This is a genomic window from Klebsiella sp. K-Nf6, from assembly GCF_002806655.1.
GTDB lineage: Bacteria > Pseudomonadota > Gammaproteobacteria > Enterobacterales > Enterobacteriaceae > Klebsiella > Klebsiella variicola.
Genome location: NZ_PIBN01000026.1, coordinates 1 through 19,108, shown reverse-complemented (window position 1 = coordinate 19,108; position 19,108 = coordinate 1). Strand labels below are relative to the sequence as shown.

General features: G+C 54.8%; 17 protein-coding genes, 1 tRNA gene and 2 rRNA genes. 13 read left to right on the top strand and 7 right to left on the bottom strand.

All coding sequences use genetic code 11. The features are described 5' to 3' along the window. Positions 1-36: 36 nt before the first annotated feature. The 3 genes from mreB to CWM61_RS27085 form a co-directional block, all read right to left on the bottom strand. Positions 37-1,080 carry a rod shape-determining protein MreB gene (mreB, locus tag CWM61_RS27100; RefSeq protein WP_002918653.1) on the bottom strand — a complete coding sequence of 348 codons (1,044 nt, stop codon included), beginning with the start codon at positions 1,078-1,080 and terminating at the stop codon, positions 37-39. A 305-nt stretch (positions 1,081-1,385) separates the two neighbouring features. After that, positions 1,386-3,326, bottom strand: a complete 1,941-nt coding sequence (gene csrD, locus CWM61_RS27090) for an RNase E specificity factor CsrD (RefSeq protein ID WP_061153158.1) — start codon at positions 3,324-3,326, stop codon at positions 1,386-1,388. Between the two features lie 79 nt (positions 3,327-3,405). Continuing rightward, positions 3,406-3,597: a hypothetical protein gene (locus CWM61_RS27085; protein ID WP_074387437.1), complete on the bottom strand. Its 192-nt coding sequence runs from the start codon at positions 3,595-3,597 to the stop codon at positions 3,406-3,408. 229 nt (positions 3,598-3,826) lie between these two features. On the opposite strand from CWM61_RS27085, the gene msrP reads away from it, so the two are divergent. From msrP to fis, 10 genes are all read left to right on the top strand, one after another. After that, on the top strand, positions 3,827-4,828 hold the full coding sequence (msrP, locus tag CWM61_RS27080; RefSeq protein ID WP_061153157.1) for a protein-methionine-sulfoxide reductase catalytic subunit MsrP: 1,002 nt from the start codon (positions 3,827-3,829) through the stop codon (positions 4,826-4,828). Continuing rightward, positions 4,828-5,427, top strand: a complete 600-nt coding sequence (gene msrQ, locus CWM61_RS27075) for a protein-methionine-sulfoxide reductase heme-binding subunit MsrQ (protein ID WP_074387429.1) — start codon at positions 4,828-4,830, stop codon at positions 5,425-5,427. Before msrP ends, msrQ begins: the two co-directional genes overlap by 1 nt. 232 nt (positions 5,428-5,659) lie before the next feature. Further along, positions 5,660-6,112, top strand: coding sequence for a type II 3-dehydroquinate dehydratase (aroQ, locus tag CWM61_RS27070; RefSeq protein ID WP_012540446.1), 453 nt, complete (start codon positions 5,660-5,662; stop codon positions 6,110-6,112). Between the two features lie 22 nt (positions 6,113-6,134). After that, positions 6,135-6,602 (top strand): acetyl-CoA carboxylase biotin carboxyl carrier protein, encoded by a 468-nt coding sequence (gene accB, locus CWM61_RS27060; RefSeq protein ID WP_008806696.1) that lies wholly within the window; start codon positions 6,135-6,137, stop codon positions 6,600-6,602. A gap of 10 nt (positions 6,603-6,612) precedes the next feature. Next, on the top strand, positions 6,613-7,962 hold the full coding sequence (accC, locus tag CWM61_RS27055; protein ID WP_061153153.1) for an acetyl-CoA carboxylase biotin carboxylase subunit: 1,350 nt from the start codon (positions 6,613-6,615) through the stop codon (positions 7,960-7,962). 110 nt (positions 7,963-8,072) lie between these two features. Continuing rightward, positions 8,073-8,315, top strand: a complete 243-nt coding sequence (locus tag CWM61_RS27050; RefSeq protein WP_061153152.1) for a YhdT family protein — start codon at positions 8,073-8,075, stop codon at positions 8,313-8,315. After that, positions 8,305-9,756, top strand: coding sequence for a sodium/pantothenate symporter (panF, locus tag CWM61_RS27045; protein ID WP_061153151.1), 1,452 nt, complete (start codon positions 8,305-8,307; stop codon positions 9,754-9,756). The genes CWM61_RS27050 and panF overlap by 11 nt, the downstream gene beginning before the upstream one ends. An 11-nt stretch (positions 9,757-9,767) precedes the next feature. Then, positions 9,768-10,649: a 50S ribosomal protein L11 methyltransferase gene (prmA, locus tag CWM61_RS27040; RefSeq protein WP_061153150.1), complete on the top strand. Its 882-nt coding sequence runs from the start codon at positions 9,768-9,770 to the stop codon at positions 10,647-10,649. Positions 10,650-11,006: 357 nt separating this feature from the next. After that, positions 11,007-11,972, top strand: a complete 966-nt coding sequence (dusB, locus tag CWM61_RS27035; protein ID WP_008806700.1) for a tRNA dihydrouridine synthase DusB — start codon at positions 11,007-11,009, stop codon at positions 11,970-11,972. Between the two features lie 24 nt (positions 11,973-11,996). Continuing rightward, positions 11,997-12,293 (top strand): DNA-binding transcriptional regulator Fis, encoded by a 297-nt coding sequence (gene fis / locus CWM61_RS27030; protein ID WP_000462905.1) that lies wholly within the window; start codon positions 11,997-11,999, stop codon positions 12,291-12,293. Positions 12,294-12,377: 84 nt separating this feature from the next. On the opposite strand, the gene envR is transcribed toward fis, so the two are convergent. Then, a complete protein-coding gene (gene envR / locus CWM61_RS27025; protein ID WP_074387428.1) occupies positions 12,378-13,031 on the bottom strand; it encodes an acrEF/envCD operon transcriptional regulator in 654 nt (217 codons plus the stop codon). A gap of 378 nt (positions 13,032-13,409) precedes the next feature. Between envR and CWM61_RS27020 the strand changes: the two genes are divergently transcribed. The 3 genes from CWM61_RS27020 (at position 13,410) to CWM61_RS27010 (ending at position 18,171) form a co-directional block, all read left to right on the top strand. Then, the gene (locus CWM61_RS27020) at positions 13,410-14,549 is read left to right on the top strand and encodes an efflux RND transporter periplasmic adaptor subunit (protein WP_100632206.1); all 1,140 of its coding nucleotides are present in this window, start codon (positions 13,410-13,412) and stop codon (positions 14,547-14,549) included. A 12-nt stretch (positions 14,550-14,561) separates the two neighbouring features. Beyond that, positions 14,562-17,672, top strand: a complete 3,111-nt coding sequence (locus CWM61_RS27015; RefSeq protein ID WP_100632205.1) for an efflux RND transporter permease subunit — start codon at positions 14,562-14,564, stop codon at positions 17,670-17,672. Between the two features lie 277 nt (positions 17,673-17,949). Beyond that, positions 17,950-18,171: a hypothetical protein gene (locus tag CWM61_RS27010; RefSeq protein WP_023298285.1), complete on the top strand. Its 222-nt coding sequence runs from the start codon at positions 17,950-17,952 to the stop codon at positions 18,169-18,171. Between the two features lie 438 nt (positions 18,172-18,609). Here CWM61_RS27010 and rrf (CWM61_RS27005) read toward each other — a convergent pair. The 3 genes from rrf (CWM61_RS27005) to rrf (CWM61_RS26995) all read right to left on the bottom strand — a co-directional run bounded on the left by rrf (CWM61_RS27005) (position 18,610) and on the right by rrf (CWM61_RS26995) (position 18,969). Next, positions 18,610-18,725 (bottom strand): 5S ribosomal RNA (gene rrf, locus CWM61_RS27005). A 38-nt stretch (positions 18,726-18,763) separates the two neighbouring features. Then, a tRNA-Thr gene (locus CWM61_RS27000) sits at positions 18,764-18,839 on the bottom strand. Between the two features lie 14 nt (positions 18,840-18,853). After that, positions 18,854-18,969: ribosomal RNA gene (gene rrf, locus CWM61_RS26995) — 5S ribosomal RNA — on the bottom strand. Positions 18,970-19,108: the final 139 nt, after the last annotated feature.

The following is a 19,108-nucleotide window of genomic DNA, read 5'->3' as shown; positions in this document are numbered from 1 at the left end:
GGGCAGCCGTTAAGCCACCCCAGACCTTCAGGCTGACTACTCTTCGCTAAACAGGTCGCCGCCGTGCATGTCGATCATTTCCAGCGCCTTGCCGCCGCCACGCGCTACGCAGGTCAGCGGATCTTCAGCAACCACGACTGGAATACCGGTTTCTTCCATTAACAGACGGTCCAGGTTACGCAGCAGCGCACCACCGCCGGTGAGAACCATCCCGCGTTCGGAGATATCAGAAGCCAGTTCCGGCGGGCACTGCTCAAGGGCAACCATGACCGCACTCACGATGCCGGTCAGTGGCTCCTGCAGCGCTTCAAGAATTTCGTTTGAGTTCAGGGTGAAGCCACGTGGAACGCCTTCCGCCAGGTTACGGCCGCGAACTTCGATTTCACGCACTTCATCGCCCGGGTAAGCCGAACCGATTTCGTGTTTGATACGCTCAGCGGTCGCTTCACCGATCAGGGAACCGTAGTTACGACGCACATAATTAATCACGGCTTCGTCGAAACGGTCGCCGCCGATACGCACGGAAGAAGAGTAAACCACGCCGTTCAGGGAGATAACCGCGACTTCAGTAGTACCGCCGCCGATATCGACAACCATAGAACCGGTCGCTTCAGAAACCGGTAAGCCTGCGCCAATCGCTGCCGCCATCGGCTCTTCGATCAGGAAGACTTCACGAGCGCCAGCGCCCTGCGCGGATTCACGGATCGCACGACGCTCAACCTGAGTGGCACCAACCGGTACGCACACCAGCACGCGCGGGCTCGGGCGCATAAAGCTGTTGCTGTGCACTTGTTTGATAAAGTGCTGCAGCATCTTTTCCGTCACGAAGAAGTCAGCGATGACGCCGTCCTTCATCGGGCGAATCGCCGCAATATTACCCGGGGTACGGCCGAGCATCTGCTTCGCTTCATGACCTACGGCGGCGACGCTTTTCGGCGATCCGGCACGATCCTGACGAATGGCCACCACGGAAGGCTCATTCAATACGATGCCTTGTCCTTTTACGTAAATAAGGGTATTCGCGGTACCCAGGTCAATGGACAGGTCATTGGAAAACATGCCACGAAATTTTTTTAACATACTAAGGGATAATCCTGAAAGCTGGGGCGGAAAACAAAATCCGCTTACTTTACCAACCACACGCAGCAGCGACAAGGCGCAAAAATCACCTGCTGCGGTGAAAATTAGTGCAGTTCATTTCCTTTGTTACAAATTTTTCCGACTCCGTTCATTGCTGAAATCTTCAGCAGCGCTCCACGCCTGAATTTGTAACCTGTCAAAGGAGGGTCACTGGCATTTACATTGCGATGATCCGGCGGGTAGACAAGCACACCCCCTTCACGATGGCGCGCGTTATTCTACGTGAAATCACGCTAAACGGCAGATCAAACCGAGTATCTTTGCGAATATTTTTTCACATTTGTGTCAAGTAGCTGTGAGGCCGCAAAAAATTCCCCCTGACCGCCTGTGACACCGCATTGAGACAGCACCAACCACTCGCTGCGGCTACGTACGCCAGTCGCAAAAACTTGCATAGGCATGCCTTTGCAGGCTTCCACCAGACTTTGCACCAGTAGCTGGTTCTCGCTGCGCTTTTCAATGTTGCGCGCCAGCCCAGGATGCAGTTTGATCAACTCCGCATCCAACTGCTTGATCCAGCTGGTTCCCACCAGGGTTAACCCCGCCTGAACGACCGCCACCCGAACACCCAGGGCGTTAACTAACCGCATAACCGGCTGTAGACGGCCGATATATTGACAAACATCTGCCTCTGCAAGTTCAAAAATAATCCGCTGACGCTGCGATTTTTCACACTGCATCAGGGCATCGCGCAGCCAGCGCTGGAAACGAGGACGGATCAGCGACTCCACCGACAGTTGTAACGCCAGGTTTTCTTCAGGCCAGAAGCCTAAAAATGGCAGCAGGCGCGTTACCTGCAGGCGGTCATACTCCTCCGCCAGACCAAACTGCAGCACCATCGGCATATACTCGGCCGCAATCACCTCTTCTTTACCGTCGTACATCCGGGACATCAGTTCACGGTGATGCACCCGCCCATCTCGGGTAACGGCAGGTTTTTGGTACAACCGCGGTCCCCCGCGGCTCAGCATCTGTTCGATCAGCGTCCGCCAGCGCACGTTGCCGCGGCCTTTCTCCGGAAGGGTGTCATCATAAACCGACCAACTGTTGCTGCCCTGCAGCACCGCGTTGCGCGTTGCCGCTTCCGCATGTTCCATCACCTGCGCTGTCGATTGCCCGCTGCGGAAAGCACAGATCCCGATGTGCATCATATCGTCACGATCGAGAATGCGCGTTGGCGGCAGCGCGTCCATGGCTTTCAGCAACAGCCCGGCGATGCTATCCGCCTCTTTTAACGTGCGGTGCGGCAGCAGTACGGCGAAGTCACTACGGTGATAACGCGCCAGTAGCGCGCCGGGATAACGCATAATAAAGGTAGAGAGCAGGTTGATAAGCGTGAAGTAATGCTCTTCAGCCGCCGCTCGTCCCCAGTTGTCCCGCAGCAGATCGAACTCCGGCAGACGGATCATCATGACGATGCCGTAGGCGCCCACTTTCTCCTGGTCTTCCAGCAGCGTGGCCAGCTGATTATCAAAGAACAGGCGGTTATTCAGACCCGTTTTAGAATCCTGTGCCGCATAGGAGCGAATCAGCGTATCCATACGGCTGCGCTGATCGCTGGCAAACTGCAGCTCCGACAGCAGCATATCCAGCGCGCTGCTGGTGCTGGCCGGCCATTCATAGACCGACCCGCGCACCTGGGGCCCGCGCTCGCCGCTCAGGATACGCGTGGAACGAAGCTCAAGCAGCTCCTGACCAGCCAGCTGGCGGCGGATCCAGCGGACGGCGAAGAAAATAATCACCACCATGAAGCCGATGGAGATCGACAGCGGGGCCGTGATCGACAGCGAGCGGAAATAGTTCACCATCGGGTCGATGTAGACCAGATGCAGAGTGATACCAGGGTGTTTCAGTGACGGGACCGTGATCTCACGGAATTGCTCATGGCTGCCCAACGGGCGATAACTGTCGGTTCGGGAGTGGCTGTAGAGTGGTTTGCCGTTAAGCATGAAATCGATATGCACGATCTCGATCGGCGTCATCAGCTCATCCAGCTGCGGCTCAAGCTTATCAAAAGAGGTGGTGATGAGCCGGTTGTCCAGCATGGTCGCCACCGCCTGAACCCGGTTTTCGACCTTGTTCTCAATGCCGTTATAAAAACTCAGCGAAGCGCCAATCAGCGTGACAAAGATGGTCAGGCTAGTTAGCAGCGTGATAAAGGCTGAGAACTTCGTCGTTAATCGCATCCCTGTGTTAACTCCGCGAGTGAATGACTGCCCGATGAACCATCAGGCTCCCGTGCCGGCGCGCGCCTTGCCGCTAGCATTAACCTTTTAAAGCGCGACGCATACTATCAAAGATGGCGAGTCTGGCAATGGAATGCGTATTATCGGCGAAAGTATGCCGATAGCGAGTATAGTCGGCAGAAAAAATTTGCCAATCATTGCCCACCTGCGGCCTGCGCCAGAAGCGCTTTAATTTTAGACGCAGGATGACAAACCGGCGCCAGCGGCGCAAATTATTACGGCTTTTACCTGCAGACTCGCTTTCCACCCTCTTTGCCCTGATAAAGATGCCGGGTCAAGCGCGGTAAAGGAAACGTCTTGTGCCACTTTCCGATGATTCCTGGACGACCGCGCCTCTGCTTCGGCGGCGGCTCCTCATCCTAATCTGCAATTTTTCGTGACATATTCGCGATAAATCGTCGTCTCCGTCATGCTTAGGGAAACGCATGACGGAGGACACCATGAAAAGAAAAAAACTGACGGAAGCCGACGTCACGGCCGAATCCGTTTTTATGCTCAAGCGGCGCCAGGTACTGAAAATGCTGGGCATCAGCGCGACCGCCCTCTCGCTTCCCGCTACCGCGCAGGCCGATCTGCTGGACTGGTTTAAAGGCAATGATCGCCCGCCGGCTCCGGCGGGCAAGGCCCTGGACTTTGCTAAACCCGCCGAGTGGCAGGCTAATCTGACGCTCACCCCGGAAGATAAGGTCGCCGGTTACAATAACTTTTATGAATTCGGCCTCGATAAAGCCGACCCAGCGGCGAACGCAGGTAGCCTGCGCACCGATCCCTGGACACTGACCATCGGCGGTGAAGTGGCGAAGCCGCTGACCCTTGACCATGACGATCTGACCAAACGCTTTCCGCTGGAGGAGCGCATTTACCGTATGCGCTGCGTGGAGGCCTGGTCGATGGTCGTTCCCTGGGTCGGTTTCCCGCTGCATAAACTGTTGGCGCTGGTGGAGCCCACCAGCAACGCACGCTATGTCGCCTTCAAAACCCTTTACGCCCCGGATCAAATGCCCGGGCAGAAAGATCGTTTTATCGGCGGAGGGCTCGCTTACCCTTACGTGGAAGGGTTGCGGCTTGACGAAGCCATGCACCCGCTGACGCTGCTCACTGTCGGGGTGTATGGCAAAGCGCTTCCGCCGCAAAACGGCGCGCCGGTCCGCCTGACCGTGCCGTGGAAGTACGGTTTTAAAGGCATTAAATCCATCGTCAGCATTGAGCTAACGCGCGAGCAGCCGCCGACCACCTGGAATCTGGCGGCGCCGGACGAATACGGCTTCTTTGCCAACGTTAATCCCCATGTCGATCATCCCCGCTGGTCGCAGGCCAGCGAGCGGTTCATCGGCTCAGGCGGAGTGCTCGACGTGAAGCGTCAGCCGACATTGTTATTTAACGGCTATGCCGACGAAGTGGCCTCACTGTATCGTGGTATGAACTTGCGGGAGAACTTCTAGTGCGTTTCACCGTCAAACAGATCGCCTGGTTGAAAGTCCTACTCCACCTGGCGGGGTTTTTGCCGCTGGTCTGGTTGTTCTGGGCCGGACATCAGGGCTACTTTAGCGCCGACCCGGCCAAGGATATCCAGCACTTTACCGGCAGGATGGCGCTTAAGTTCCTGCTGGCAACGCTGCTGGTATCCCCGCTGGCGCGCTACGCGAAACAGCCATTATTGATTCGCATTCGCCGCCTGTTAGGTCTATGGTGTTTTGCCTGGGCGACGCTGCACCTGACCAGCTACACCTTGCTGGAGCTGGGCATTAACAATCTGACGCTGCTGGGCTCGGAGATTATCAATCGCCCCTATCTGACGTTAGGCATGGTCTGCTGGATGATCCTGCTGGCGCTGGCGGTGACCTCGACGCAGGCAATGCAGCGAAAACTGGGCCGTCGTTGGCAACTTTTGCACAACTTCGTCTATCTGGTGGCGATCCTCGCGCCGATTCACTACCTGTGGTCAGTGAAGATCGTCTCGCCGCAGCCCATCATTTATGCCCTGCTGGCGGTGGTGCTTTTGGCATGGCGTTATAAGAAGTTCCGCCAGTGGTGGCGCTGAATCCGGTAATGTGCAGTTTCCCGCAGATCTTTTATCAACCGCGACTCTTTTTACGATAGCGGTTGATAATCTTCCCTGATAAGACCAGTATTTAGCTGCCAATTGCTACGAAATCGTTATAATGTGCGACTTTGGTTTTCCTGACGGGGTTTTCTGACCCTGAAAAGGTGACAAGGGCGCATTGAAGGTATATGTTGTTTTTTACCCGAAGATGGCAGGAGATCGCCACACGATGGCTGACAAGTTTCACATTTTGCTTTTGAATGGTCCAAACATTAACATGCTCGGTACCCGCGAGCCTGATAAGTATGGCACCCTCTCGCTGGCTGAAATTGTTAACCGTTTGACATCTGAGGCGGCGGCACTGAATGTGAGCCTGGATCACCTGCAGTCCAACGCGGAGTATGCGTTAATCGACCGAATTCATCAGGCTAAAGACAACGTGGACTATATCCTGATTAATCCGGCCGCGTTCGCGCATACCAGCGTAGCAATCCGTGACGCTTTGCTTGCCGTGAACATCCCGTTTATCGAGATTCACTTGAGCAACGTGCATGCACGCGAACCCTTCCGCCAGCACTCATACCTGTCAGATGTCGCCGCTGGCGTCATTTGCGGTCTGGGGGCGGACGGCTATTCATACGCTTTACAGACGGCGGTAAAACGCCTGTCACAATCACACTAAACAAAGAGTACGGAACCCACTCATGGATATTCGTAAGATTAAAAAACTGATCGAGCTGGTTGAAGAATCAGGTATCTCCGAACTGGAAATTTCTGAAGGCGAAGAGTCTGTTCGCATCAGCCGCTCTGCACCGGTCGCAAGCTATCCGGTTATGCAGCAGGCTTATGCTGCGCCGATGATGCAGCCTCAGGCGCCTGCCGCCGCGGCTGCCGCACCAGCTGCTGCAGCTGAAGCGCCGGCAAAAGCGGAAATCAGTGGTCACATCGTACGTTCCCCGATGGTTGGTACTTTCTATCGTACGCCAAGCCCGGACGCGAAAGCGTTTGTGGAAGTTGGCCAGAAAGTTAACGTGGGCGACACCCTGTGCATCGTCGAAGCGATGAAAATGATGAACCAGATCGAAGCCGACAAAGCCGGCGTGGTGAAAGCCATTCTGATCGAAAGCGGCCAACCGGTAGAATTCGACGAGCCGCTGGTAGTTATCGAGTAACGAGGCGAACATGCTGGATAAAATTGTCATCGCTAACCGTGGCGAGATCGCATTGCGCATCCTGCGTGCCTGTAAAGAACTGGGCATCAAGACCGTCGCTGTGCACTCCACCGCGGATCGCGATCTAAAACACGTATTGTTAGCGGACGAGACGGTCTGTATTGGCCCGGCTCCGTCCGTAAAAAGCTATCTCAACATCCCGGCTATCATCAGCGCGGCGGAAATCACCGGCGCGATAGCGATTCACCCGGGTTATGGTTTCCTTTCCGAGAACGCCAACTTTGCCGAGCAGGTTGAGCGCTCCGGCTTTATCTTCATCGGTCCGAAAGCCGACACTATCCGCCTGATGGGCGACAAGGTGTCCGCGATCACTGCGATGAAAAAAGCCGGCGTCCCGACCGTTCCTGGTTCTGACGGCCCGCTGACCGACGATATGGACGCTAACCGCGCCCATGCCAAACGCATTGGTTATCCGGTGATCATCAAAGCCTCCGGCGGCGGCGGCGGTCGCGGTATGCGCGTTGTGCGTAGCGACGCTGAACTGGCGCAGTCTATCTCCATGACCAAAGCGGAAGCGAAAGCGGCTTTCAATAACGACATGGTCTACATGGAGAAATACCTGGAAAATCCTCGCCACATCGAGATCCAGGTACTGGCGGACGGTCAGGGTAACGCTATCTATCTGGCAGAGCGTGACTGCTCCATGCAGCGTCGTCACCAGAAAGTGGTCGAAGAAGCGCCGGCGCCGGGCATCACCCCGGAACTGCGTCGCTACATCGGCGAGCGTTGCTCGAAAGCCTGTGTGGATATCGGCTACCGCGGGGCGGGTACGTTCGAGTTCCTGTTCGAAAACGGCGAGTTCTACTTCATTGAAATGAACACCCGTATTCAGGTAGAACACCCGGTTACCGAAATGATCACTGGCGTTGACCTGATCAAAGAGCAGCTGCGTATTGCAGCCGGCCAGCCGCTGTCCATCAAGCAGGATGAAGTGGTCGTCAGAGGCCATGCGGTGGAATGCCGTATCAACGCCGAAGACCCGAACACCTTCCTGCCGAGCCCGGGTAAAATTACCCGCTTCCACGCGCCGGGCGGTTTTGGTGTGCGCTGGGAGTCTCATATCTACGCCGGTTACACCGTACCGCCGTACTATGACTCCATGATCGGTAAGCTGATCTGCTACGGCGAAAGCCGTGACGTGGCGATTGCCCGCATGAAGAATGCGCTGCAGGAGCTGATCATCGATGGCATCAAAACCAACGTTGATCTGCAGATGCGCATTATGAGCGACGAGAACTTCCAGCATGGTGGTACTAACATCCACTATCTGGAGAAAAAGCTCGGACTGCAGGAAAAATAATCCTGTATTCGCTGCAAAAGGCCGGTTAATCCGGCCTTTTTTCTTTTTCTCTCCCCTCGACTTTTCCATGCGGTACAATCCCCGCTTTCTTCATCCTCAAGGGACAAAAAATGGACAAACGTTTTGTTCAGGCCCATAAAGAAGCGCGCTGGGCGCTGTGGCTGACCCTTCTCTATCTTGCCGCCTGGCTGGCGGCGGCCTATCTGCCGGGCGTCGGTATCGGTTTTACCGGCCTGCCGCATTGGTTTGAAATGGCCTGCCTGCTGGTGCCGCTGCTGTTTATACTGCTGTGCTGGGCGATGGTGCGCTTTATCTTCCGTGATATCTCTCTGGAGGATAACGATGCAGCTTGAGATTATCGTGGTGCTGATCGCTTACCTGTTTGTCGTCTTCGGACTGTCGATTTACGCGATGCGTAAACGCAGTACCGGGAACTTCCTTAGCGAGTATTTCCTCGGCAGTCGATCGATGGGGGGGTTTGTCTTAGCCATGACCCTCACCGCCACCTATATTAGCGCCAGCTCATTTATAGGCGGCCCCGGCGCCGCCTATAAATATGGGCTGGGTTGGGTACTGTTAGCGATGATCCAGGTACCGACGATCTGGCTTTCTCTTGGGATCCTCGGTAAAAAATTCGCGATCCTGGCACGCCGCTATAATGCGATCACCCTGAACGACATGCTGCAAGCTCGCTACCAAAACCGAGCGGTGGTGTGGATTGCCAGCGTCAGCCTGCTGGTCGCTTTTGTCGGCGCCATCGCTGTGCAGTTTATCGGCGGCGCGCGCCTGCTGGAGACCGCCGCCGGGATCAAGTACGAAACCGGGCTGCTGATCTTTGGGATCACCATCGCGCTGTATACCGCTTTCGGTGGTTTCCGCGCCAGCGTACTTAACGATACGATGCAGGGGATGGTGATGTTGATCGGCACGATCGTCCTGCTGGTCGGCGTGGTACATGCCGCCGGTGGCCTGCATCAGGCGGTAGATACGCTGCAGCGGATCGACCCACAGCTGGTATCGCCGCACGGCGCGGATGATATCCTGACCCCCACCTTTATGACCTCGTTCTGGGTGCTGGTTTGCTTCGGCGTTATCGGCCTGCCGCATACCGCCGTGCGCTGTATCTCCTACAAAGACAGCAAAGCCGTGCACCGCGGGATTGTTATTGGCACGATCGTCGTGGCGATTCTGATGTTCGGCATGCATCTCGCCGGCGCTCTTGGCCGTGCCGTTCTGCCGGATCTGACCGTTCCCGATCAGGTGATCCCCACCTTGATGGTCCAGGTGCTGCCGCCGTGGGCTGCGGGACTGTTTTTAGCCGCGCCGATGGCGGCGATTATGTCGAACGTGAACGCCCATTTACTGCAGGCATCGGCTACGATCATTAAAGATCTGTGGCTCAGCGCGCAGCCGACAAAAAAACGCAATGAGCAGAAGCTCAAGCGGATCTCAACGATCGCCACCTTAGTGCTGGGTATATTAATGATGCTGGCCGCCTGGCGGCCGCCGGAAATGATTATCTGGCTCAATCTGCTGGCCTTTGGCGGCCTGGAAGCGGTGTTCTTATGGCCGCTGGTGCTGGGCCTCTACTGGGAGCGGGCAAACGCTGCCGGGGCGCTCAGCGCGATGTTGGTGGGCGGCGTGCTGTATGCCGTGCTCGCGACGTTTCATATTCAGTACCTGGGCTTCCATCCTATCGTGCCCTCGCTGCTGCTAAGTTTGTTGGCTTTTGTCGTCGGGAACCGTTTCGGCCAGCCCGTCCCGCCAGCCCCTGTTATGACTACTGATAAATAAAGAGTTTTGCTATGCCTTGGATCCAACTAAAACTGAATACCACCGGCGCGAACGCTGAAGCGCTGAGCGATGCGCTGATGGAGGCCGGAGCGGTCTCCATCACTTTCCAGGACACTCACGACACGCCGGTATTCGAGCCGCTGCCGGGTGAAACCCGTTTATGGGGCGATACCGATGTTATCGGCCTGTTCGACGCAGAAAGCGACATGAACGAAGCGGTTGCCATCCTTGAACAGCATCCGCTCCTCGGCGCCGGCTTTGCGCATAAGATCGAGCAACTGGAAGATAAAGACTGGGAGCGCGAGTGGATGGATAACTTCCACCCGATGCGTTTCGGTGAGCGCCTGTGGATTTGTCCGAGTTGGCGCGATGTCCCCGATGAGAACGCGGTCAACGTGATGCTTGATCCGGGACTGGCCTTTGGTACCGGCACCCATCCGACTACCGCCATGTGTCTGCAGTGGCTCGACGGTCTTGACCTGCAGGGCAAAACCGTTATCGATTTTGGCTGCGGTTCCGGCATCCTGGCGATTGCCGCCCTGAAACTGGGCGCCGCTAAAGCTATCGGAATTGATATCGACCCGCAGGCCATCCAGGCCAGCCGTGATAACGCCCAGCGTAATGGCGTCTCAGAGCGCCTTGAACTGTATCTGCCGCAGGATCAGCCAGAAGCCATGAAAGCCGATGTGGTGGTCGCCAACATCCTGGCCGGCCCGTTACGTGAGCTGGCCCCGTTAATCAGCGTGCTGCCGGTTACAGGCGGTCTGCTGGGTCTTTCCGGCATTCTGGCAAGCCAGGCGGAAAGCGTCTGCGATGCCTACGCCCCGCTCTTCACCCTCGACCCGGTGGTGGAGAAAGAGGAGTGGTGCCGGATTACCGGCCGGAAAAACTAAGCACCATGCGGCCCGCGGGCCGCATTTTTGTTTCCAGTAGCCACCAAATAATGCCTGGAAATGAGAGGCAGATCGCACTACAGCGTACTTTTTTGACTACAAAAACAGCGTTTTATGCCGCCAGGTAGCGAGTTTATCTAAGAAAAATCGAGAAGTTTTATGATTTTATAAATGGACACAAATTACCCATCCCCCATTAAAGTAATGATTAATATAAGTATTTATTCATCGCTTTTACGCTAGTCCCGGATTCATTGATCTGCAACAGAGGATTGCTCAAAGTTTGGCCTTTCATCTCGTGCAAAAAATGCGTAATATACGCCGCCTTGCAGTCACAGTATGGTCATTTCTTAACTCATGCGCATCGGACACCACCAGCTCAGAAATCGCCTGATCGCAGCGCCCATGGCTGGCATTACTGACAGACCATTCAGGACGCTGTGCTACGAGATGGGAGCAGGTTTAACCGTTTCTGAGATGATGTCCTCTAACCCACAGGTGTGGGAGAGTGACAAGTCCCGTTTACGGATGGTGCATATCGATGAGCCCGGTATTCGTACCGTGCAAATCGCCGGTAGCGTACCGGAAGAGATGGCTGCAGCCGCGCGGATTAACGTGGAAAGTGGTGCCCAGATTATAGATATCAATATGGGATGCCCGGCGAAAAAGGTGAATCGCAAGCTTGCAGGTTCAGCCCTCTTGCAGTACCCCGAGCAGGTGAAGTCAATCCTGACGGCGGTCGTCAACGCGGTGGACGTTCCTGTGACACTCAAGATTCGCACCGGTTGGGAACCGGAACACCGTAACTGCGTAGAGATTGCCCAACTGGCCGAAGAGTGTGGCATTCAGGCTCTGACTATTCACGGACGCACCCGCGCCTGCTTGTTTAACGGAGACGCTGAGTACGACAGTATTCGGGCAGTTAAGCAGAAAGTTTCCATTCCGATTATCGCGAATGGTGACATTACTGACCCGCTTAAAGCCAGAGCTGTGCTCGACTATACAGGGGCTGATGCCCTGATGATAGGCCGTGCAGCTCAGGGAAGACCCTGGATCTTTCGGGAAATCCAGCATTATCTGGACACTGGAGAGCTGCTGCCCCCGCTGCCACTGGCAGAGGTTAAGCGCTTGCTTTGTGCGCACGTTCGGGAATTGCATGACTTTTACGGTCAGGCAAAAGGGTACCGAATCGCGCGTAAACACGTCTCCTGGTATCTTCAGGAACATGCTCCAGATGACCAGTTTCGGCGCACATTCAACGCCATTGAGGATGCCAGCGAACAGCTGGAGGCGTTGGAGGCATACTTCGAAAATTTTGCGTAATAGAAATAAAGAGCTGACAGAACTATGTTCGAACAACGCGTAAATTCTGACGTACTGACCGTTTCTACCGTTAACTCTCAGGATCAGGTAACTCAAAAACCCCTGCGTGACTCGGTTAAACAGGCACTGAAGAACTATTTTGCTCAACTGAACGGTCAGGATGTGAATGACCTGTATGAGCTGGTACTGGCTGAAGTTGAACAGCCCCTGTTGGACATGGTGATGCAATACACCCGTGGTAACCAGACCCGCGCAGCCCTGATGATGGGCATCAACCGCGGTACACTGCGTAAAAAACTGAAAAAATACGGCATGAACTGATACTAGTCAGTTGCTTGCTTGATATAAAAGGCGCTCTTCGGCATGGGGAAGCGCCTTTTTTATTATCTGCGCCAGCAGAACACGTTACTGATTGACCACCCGCAGTACAGGCTCCTGCGATAAACGTGCAGCACAGACCACCGCCATAATATTATCCACCAGCGCAGGTGCCTGCTGATAAAGATCGAAACGTTGTGGATCGAGCAGCCAGTTTTTAATCAAGCCGGAAAAGGCGCTATGTAAAACAATTAATATCACGTCGATATTTGTTTCGGCTGGCAATATATTGTTACGTACACAGTGCTGCAGAATCCCACCAATAACGGAATAGTTAAATCCAATACGTTGGCGAATTTCGCTTTCCGATAACATATCGCTGGCAAACTCACAGCGTTGATAAAGAATTTGCATCAGAGCACGCTGGCGAGGATTCTCAGCAATATAGCGTAGCCCGGCAATAAATCGCTGCCGCAAATCATTTAAGGGCTCCTTCTCATTCATTGTCGCCAGGCTTTGCTGAATCAAATCCCTGAGCGGTGGCTGTTGCTGCCACATCTCATTAAACAGCGCCGTCTTACTGGCAAAATGCCAGTACACGGCGCCGCGAGTCACCCCCGCCGCATCAGCGATATCCGTCAGGGTCGTGTTGGCCACCCCCCGCAGGGCGAACTGCTGGATCGCGGATTCAATCAGGAGCTGCCGCGTGCGCAGCGCCTCCTCTTTGGTTTTTCTCGCCATATAAGATCTCAGTTCCCGATTAACAGGCAATATAGATTTTTCTGAAGATCCCTTAATCTAACATTTGGTGCAAAATATTATTTAGCAAAAATGCAGACAAGTTAATTCTGATGTGGAAAACAAACGAATCATCTTAATGAATATTAATAGCCAACCCATTCATTAAAGCAATGTCTGTTTATTATGTTTTACAATTAAGATAAATAGCAAAAACAGATCGACCATTTTTTTGTTTTTGCGTGCCTTGCTGATCGTTTAAAAATAAGTATCCCTTACATCCAGCGACGTTTATTTGTAGGATGGCAAACTGCTTTTTGACTCCCTCTTTCTTTCACAGATTCGCCGCCGAATTTGGTACGTAATCTATAAGGAACCGCAATGACAACTCACGCCAGAGTGACACTTTTATCCGGTTTAATTATCTCGGCCTTATTGCTTACCGGCTGCGATAATTCGGGCAACCCGCAACCCCATGCACAGGCGCCGCAGGTGACGGTCCATATCGTGAACAGTGCACCGTTGTCGGTCACCACCGAACTACCAGGCCGTACCTCTGCTTTTCGCGTGGCGGAAGTCCGCCCCCAGGTGAGCGGTATCATCCTGAAGCGTAACTTTGTTGAAGGAAGTGATGTCGAAGCAGGTCAGTCGCTCTATCAGATCGATCCGGCAACCTATCAGGCTGCCTGGAACAGTGCTAAAGGCGATGAGGCCAAGGCCGAAGCCGCAGCCGCCATCGCCCATTTGACGGTGAAACGCTATGTTCCGCTGCTGGGGACCAAATATATCAGCCAGCAGGAATACGATCAGGCGGTGGCCACCGCCCGCCAGGCCGATGCCGACGTCATCGCCACCAAAGCCGCCGTAGACACCGCCCGTATCAACCTGGCCTACACCAAAGTGACCTCCCCCATAAGTGGGCGCATCGGCAAATCGAGCGTCACCGAGGGCGCGCTGGTCACCAATGGTCAGTCGGATGCCCTGGCCACCGTCCAGCAGCTCGATCCCATCTATGTTGACGTGACGGAGTCCAGCAATGACTTTATGCGCCTTAAGCAGGAAAGCCTGCAGCGCGGCGGTGATACAAAAAGCGTTGAGCTGGTGATGGAGAACGGTCAGGCCTATCCGCTTAAAGGGTCGCTGCAGTTCTCTGACGTCACTGTCGATGAAAGCACGGGCTCTATCACGCTACGCGCTATCTTCCCTAACCCGCAGCATGCCCTGCTGCCGGGGATGTTCGTCCGCGCTCGCATAGACGAAGGTGTCGATCCGCAGGCCATCCTGGTGCCGCAGCAAGGAGTGACCCGCACGCCGCGGGGCGATGCCTCCGTGATGCTGGTGAATGACAAAAACCAGGTTGAAACCCGGGAAGTGGTCGCGACTCAGGCCGTTGGCGATAAATGGCTCATCGCCAGCGGGCTGAAGCCGGGCGATAAAGTGATTGTCAGCGGCTTACAGAAAGTCCGTCCTGGCGTCACCGTCAAAGCGGAAGCGGAGCGTGCGGCACCGGCCGCACAATAAGGATACCCAGCTATGTCTAAGTTTTTTATCCATCGACCGGTCTTCGCCTGGGTGCTGGCCATCATTATGATGATTGCCGGCGGCCTGGCCATCCTGCAGCTACCGATAGCGCAGTATCCAACGATTGCGCCCCCTGCGGTGGCGATCTCCGCCACCTACCCGGGTGCTGACGCGCAAACCGTGCAGGATACGGTCACTCAGGTTATCGAACAGAATATGAACGGTATCGACAACCTGATGTATATGTCGTCGACCAGCGATTCCGCTGGCTCGGTAACCATTACGCTCACCTTTAAGTCCGGCACCGATCCGGATATCGCCCAGGTGCAGGTGCAAAACAAACTGCAGCTGGCTACGCCGCTGCTGCCTCAGGAAGTACAGCAGCAAGGGATTAGCGTCGAAAAATCCAGCAGCAGCTTCCTGCTGGTTGCCGGCTTTATCTCTGATAACCCGGCCACCACCCAGGACGATATTTCTGACTATGTCGCCTCCAACGTAAAAGACCCTATCAGCCGCCTCAATGGTGTAGGTGATGTGCAGCTGTTCGGCGCCCAGTACGCCATGCGCGTCTGGCTGGACGGCAATTTGCTGAATAAATACAACCTCACGCCGGTCGACGTCATCAATGCGCTGAAGGTTCAGAACGATCAGATCGCCGCGGGTCAGCTGGGCGGTACGCCGGCGCTGAAAGGTCAGCAACTGAACGCGTCGATCATCGCTCAGACCCGGCTTAAAGATCCGCAGGAGTTTGGCAAGGTCACACTGCGGGTCAATGCCGATGGCTCAGTGGTCCATCTGAAAGACGTCGCCCGCATTGAGCTGGGGGGAGAAAACTACAACGTCGTCGCGAGAATTAACGGTAAACCCGCCTCTGGTCTGGGCATTAAGCTCGCGACCGGCGCCAACGCGCTGGATACTGCCACCGCGATTAAAGCGAAGCTGGCCGAGCTACAGCCCTACTTCCCTCAGGGGATGAAGGTTGTCTATCCGTACGATACGACCCCTTTCGTCAAAATCTCCATTCACGAAGTGGTTAAAACGCTCTTTGAGGCAATTATCCTCGTCTTTCTTGTCATGTATCTGTTTCTGCAGAACATACGCGCAACGCTCATTCCGACGATTGCCGTTCCTGTCGTGCTGTTGGGTACCTTTGCGGTACTGTCGATGTTTGGCTACTCCATCAACACCCTGACGATGTTTGGCATGGTGCTGGCGATAGGCCTGTTGGTCGATGACGCCATCGTGGTGGTGGAAAACGTCGAACGTGTAATGGTTGAGGAGAAGCTCTCGCCAAAAGAAGCGACAGAAAAGTCGATGTCGCAGATCCAGGGGGCGCTGGTGGGTATCGCCATGGTGCTCTCTGCGGTATTCGTCCCGATGGCCTTTTTCGGTGGTTCGACTGGCGCGATTTATCGTCAATTTTCGATCACCATTGTCTCCGCCATGGCGCTCTCCGTGCTGGTTGCGCTGGTGCTGACGCCGGCCCTCTGCGCCACGTTGTTGAAGCCAGCCTCAGCCGAACACCATGAGAAAAAAGGATTTTTCGGCTGGTTTAACGCCCGCTTTGACCAGAGCGTCAATCACTATACCAACAGCGTTAGCGGCATTCTGCGTGGAACAGGCCGTTATCTGGTGATCTACCTGGTGATAGTCGTGGGGATGGCCGTGTTGTTCATGCGTTTGCCCACGTCCTTTCTGCCCGACGAGGATCAAGGCGTCTTCCTGACCATGATCCAGCTGCCTTCCGGCGCTACCCAGGAGCGCACGCAGAAGGTGCTGGATACCGTAACCGACTACTATCTGCATAACGAGAAAGCCAACGTTGAAAGCGTCTTTACTGTTAACGGCTTCAGCTTCAGCGGCCAGGGGCAAAACTCCGGCATGGCGTTTGTCAGCCTGAAACCCTGGGAAGCGCGTAGCGGTGATGAAAACAACGTGGAGTCGATTATTAAACGGGCCACCGTGGCCTTCAGTCAGATAAAAGACGCCATGGTTTTCCCGTTCAACATGCCGGCCATTATTGAGCTGGGTACCGCCACCGGCTTCGACTTTGAACTGATCGACCAGGGTGGGCTTGGCCATACCGCCCTGACCCAGGCGCGAAACCAACTGCTCGGCATGGTGAAACAGCATCCGGATCAACTGGTCCGGGTACGGCCCAATGGGCTGGAAGATACCCCACAGTTCAAACTGGATGTCGATCAGGAAAAAGCGCAGGCGCTGGGCGTATCTCTCTCCGATATCAATGAAACGATATCCGCCGCGCTGGGGGGGTACTACGTCAATGATTTTATTGACCGCGGCCGCGTGAAGAAAGTGTACGTCCAGGCTGATGCCCACTTCCGTATGCTGCCGAGCGACATTAACAACATGTACGTTCGTAGCGCCAACGGCGAAATGGTTCCGTTCTCCGCCTTTGTCACTTCACGCTGGATATATGGCTCGCCACGCCTGGAGCGTTACAACGGTTTGCCATCCATGGAGATCCTCGGTGAAGCCTCGCCAGGCAAAAGTACCGGGGAAGCCATGGCGCTGATGGAACAACTGGCCAGTAAACTGCCGAGCGGCATCGGTTACGACTGGACTGGAATGTCTTACCAGGAACGCCTCTCCGGCAACCAGGCGCCTGCGCTCTATGCCATCTCACTGATCGTCGTCTTCCTGTGCCTGGCGGCGCTCTATGAGAGCTGGTCGATTCCGTTCTCAGTGATGTTAGTCGTTCCGCTGGGGGTCATTGGCGCACTGTTAGCCGCCACACTGCGTGGGTTGAATAATGACGTTTACTTCCAGGTCGGTCTTTTAACCACGATCGGTTTGTCGGCGAAGAATGCGATCCTGATCGTTGAGTTCGCCAAGGATCTGATGGAGAAAGAAGGGAAAGGGATCATTGAGGCCACGCTGGAGGCATCGCGGATGCGCCTGCGCCCTATTCTAATGACCTCTCTGGCTTTTATCCTCGGGGTCATGCCGCTGGTGATTAGCCATGGTGCCGGTAGTGGGGCTCAGAATGCAGTGGGCACCGGCGTGATGGGCGGGATGCTTACCGCGACACTACTGGCGATCTTCTTTGTTCCGGTGTTTTTCGTGGTCGTCAGACGACGCTTTACCCGGCACGCTGAATAATCGACTATAATTATCAAGGCGTCATGCGGCGCCTTTTTTTATATCTATCAGAACAACAAGTTAGTAGAAATATTAATTTTTTACCCCCGACTAACGCATTGGAAAATCCCTTCCTGCATATTCTCTTCATTATTTTTCATTTCTCTTCACGATATTTACACTGCTCATAATTTGAGATTATTTCCCCTTCCAGGCCTGTGTCATTGCGGTGGTAAAATAAGCTATTCCGTTATGTGTCAACAACGTTGACAGCAAACGGTTATTTAGAGGTAATACCATGAATAAATTAATATTAGTGACATTGTTAGCAACGTTGCTTGCTGGCTGTGCCCATGATTCCCCGTGCGTGCCTGTCTATGACTCGCAGGGCCGACTGGTGCATACCAATACCTGTGTAAAAGGCACAACACAGGATAACTGGGAAACGGCTGGCGCGATCGCTGGTGGGGCAGCAGCGGTTGCCGGTCTCACGTTAGGTATCGTGGCGCTGACTCGTTAGCAACTCCGCTCCACAAATGCTCAGCCTGGAGGCGTTCCCTTCGGCTCAGTCGCCAGAAAGACAAAAGGCCCAGTCACACGACTGGGCCTTTCATTTACGTTGATATGACCGCTGCTTTCCCCGGAGGCGGTGCTGCGCACCTTTTCCGGGCTACGGGGTCTGTAGCCCCGGTAAGCGCAGCGCCACCGGGGGAGCTGGCGGCGCGTCTGGCCGCAAAAAACAAAAAAGCCCGGTCTTCCGACTGAGCCTTTCGTTTTATTTGATGCCTGGGAATGATGGCGGGCGTCCTGCCCGCTACCCTCCGGGCCGTTGCTGCGCAACGTTCACATCCGCTCCCGGCGGATTTGTCCCTACTCCGGAGAGCGCTCATCGGCAAACAACAGATATAACAAAAGCAAAAGGCTCAGTCTTTCGACTGGGCCTTTTGCTCTATTTGATGCCTGGCGATTCCCTACTCTCACATGGGGAGACCCCACACTACCATCGGCGCTACGACGTTTCACTTCTGAGTTCGGCATGGGGTCAGGTGGGACCGCCGCGCTATTGTCGCCAGGCAAATTCTTTACAACGTGCCGAACTTTAACCTAAAAAGTGGTGCTGATACCCAGAGTCGAACTGGGGACCTCACCCTTACCAAGGGTGCGCTCTACCAACTGAGCCATATCAGCACGCTAAATTTGATGCCTGGCAGTTCCCTACTCTCACATGGGGAGACCCCACACTACCATCGGCGCTACGGCGTTTCACTTCTGAGTTCGGCATGGGGTCAGGTGGGACCACCGCGCTGTCGCCGCCAGGCAAATTCTGTTTTATCAACACGTCACCCGGACGCATCGACTAATCTGTATCAGAGCTGAAAATTCTCTCAAATCGCCAAAACATCTTCGGCGTTGTAAGGTTAAGCCTCACGGTTCATTAGTACCGGTTAGCTCAACGC

What these genes read in the sequence shown, in the direction of transcription:
- mreB (WP_002918653.1), bottom strand. Translation starts at nt 1,080, where the DNA reads ATGTTAAAAAAATTTCGTGGCATGTTTTCCAATGACCTGTCCATTGAC.
- csrD (WP_061153158.1), bottom strand. Translation starts at nt 3,326, where the DNA reads ATGCGATTAACGACGAAGTTCTCAGCCTTTATCACGCTGCTAACTAGC.
- msrP (WP_061153157.1), top strand. Translation starts at nt 3,827, where the DNA reads ATGAAAAGAAAAAAACTGACGGAAGCCGACGTCACGGCCGAATCCGTT.
- aroQ (WP_012540446.1), top strand. Translation starts at nt 5,660, where the DNA reads ATGGCTGACAAGTTTCACATTTTGCTTTTGAATGGTCCAAACATTAAC.
- accB (WP_008806696.1), top strand. Translation starts at nt 6,135, where the DNA reads ATGGATATTCGTAAGATTAAAAAACTGATCGAGCTGGTTGAAGAATCA.
- accC (WP_061153153.1), top strand. Translation starts at nt 6,613, where the DNA reads ATGCTGGATAAAATTGTCATCGCTAACCGTGGCGAGATCGCATTGCGC.
- CWM61_RS27050 (WP_061153152.1), top strand. Translation starts at nt 8,073, where the DNA reads ATGGACAAACGTTTTGTTCAGGCCCATAAAGAAGCGCGCTGGGCGCTG.
- panF (WP_061153151.1), top strand. Translation starts at nt 8,305, where the DNA reads ATGCAGCTTGAGATTATCGTGGTGCTGATCGCTTACCTGTTTGTCGTC.
- prmA (WP_061153150.1), top strand. Translation starts at nt 9,768, where the DNA reads ATGCCTTGGATCCAACTAAAACTGAATACCACCGGCGCGAACGCTGAA.
- dusB (WP_008806700.1), top strand. Translation starts at nt 11,007, where the DNA reads ATGCGCATCGGACACCACCAGCTCAGAAATCGCCTGATCGCAGCGCCC.
- fis (WP_000462905.1), top strand. Translation starts at nt 11,997, where the DNA reads ATGTTCGAACAACGCGTAAATTCTGACGTACTGACCGTTTCTACCGTT.
- envR (WP_074387428.1), bottom strand. Translation starts at nt 13,031, where the DNA reads ATGGCGAGAAAAACCAAAGAGGAGGCGCTGCGCACGCGGCAGCTCCTG.
- CWM61_RS27020 (WP_100632206.1), top strand. Translation starts at nt 13,410, where the DNA reads ATGACAACTCACGCCAGAGTGACACTTTTATCCGGTTTAATTATCTCG.
- CWM61_RS27015 (WP_100632205.1), top strand. Translation starts at nt 14,562, where the DNA reads ATGTCTAAGTTTTTTATCCATCGACCGGTCTTCGCCTGGGTGCTGGCC.
- CWM61_RS27010 (WP_023298285.1), top strand. Translation starts at nt 17,950, where the DNA reads ATGAATAAATTAATATTAGTGACATTGTTAGCAACGTTGCTTGCTGGC.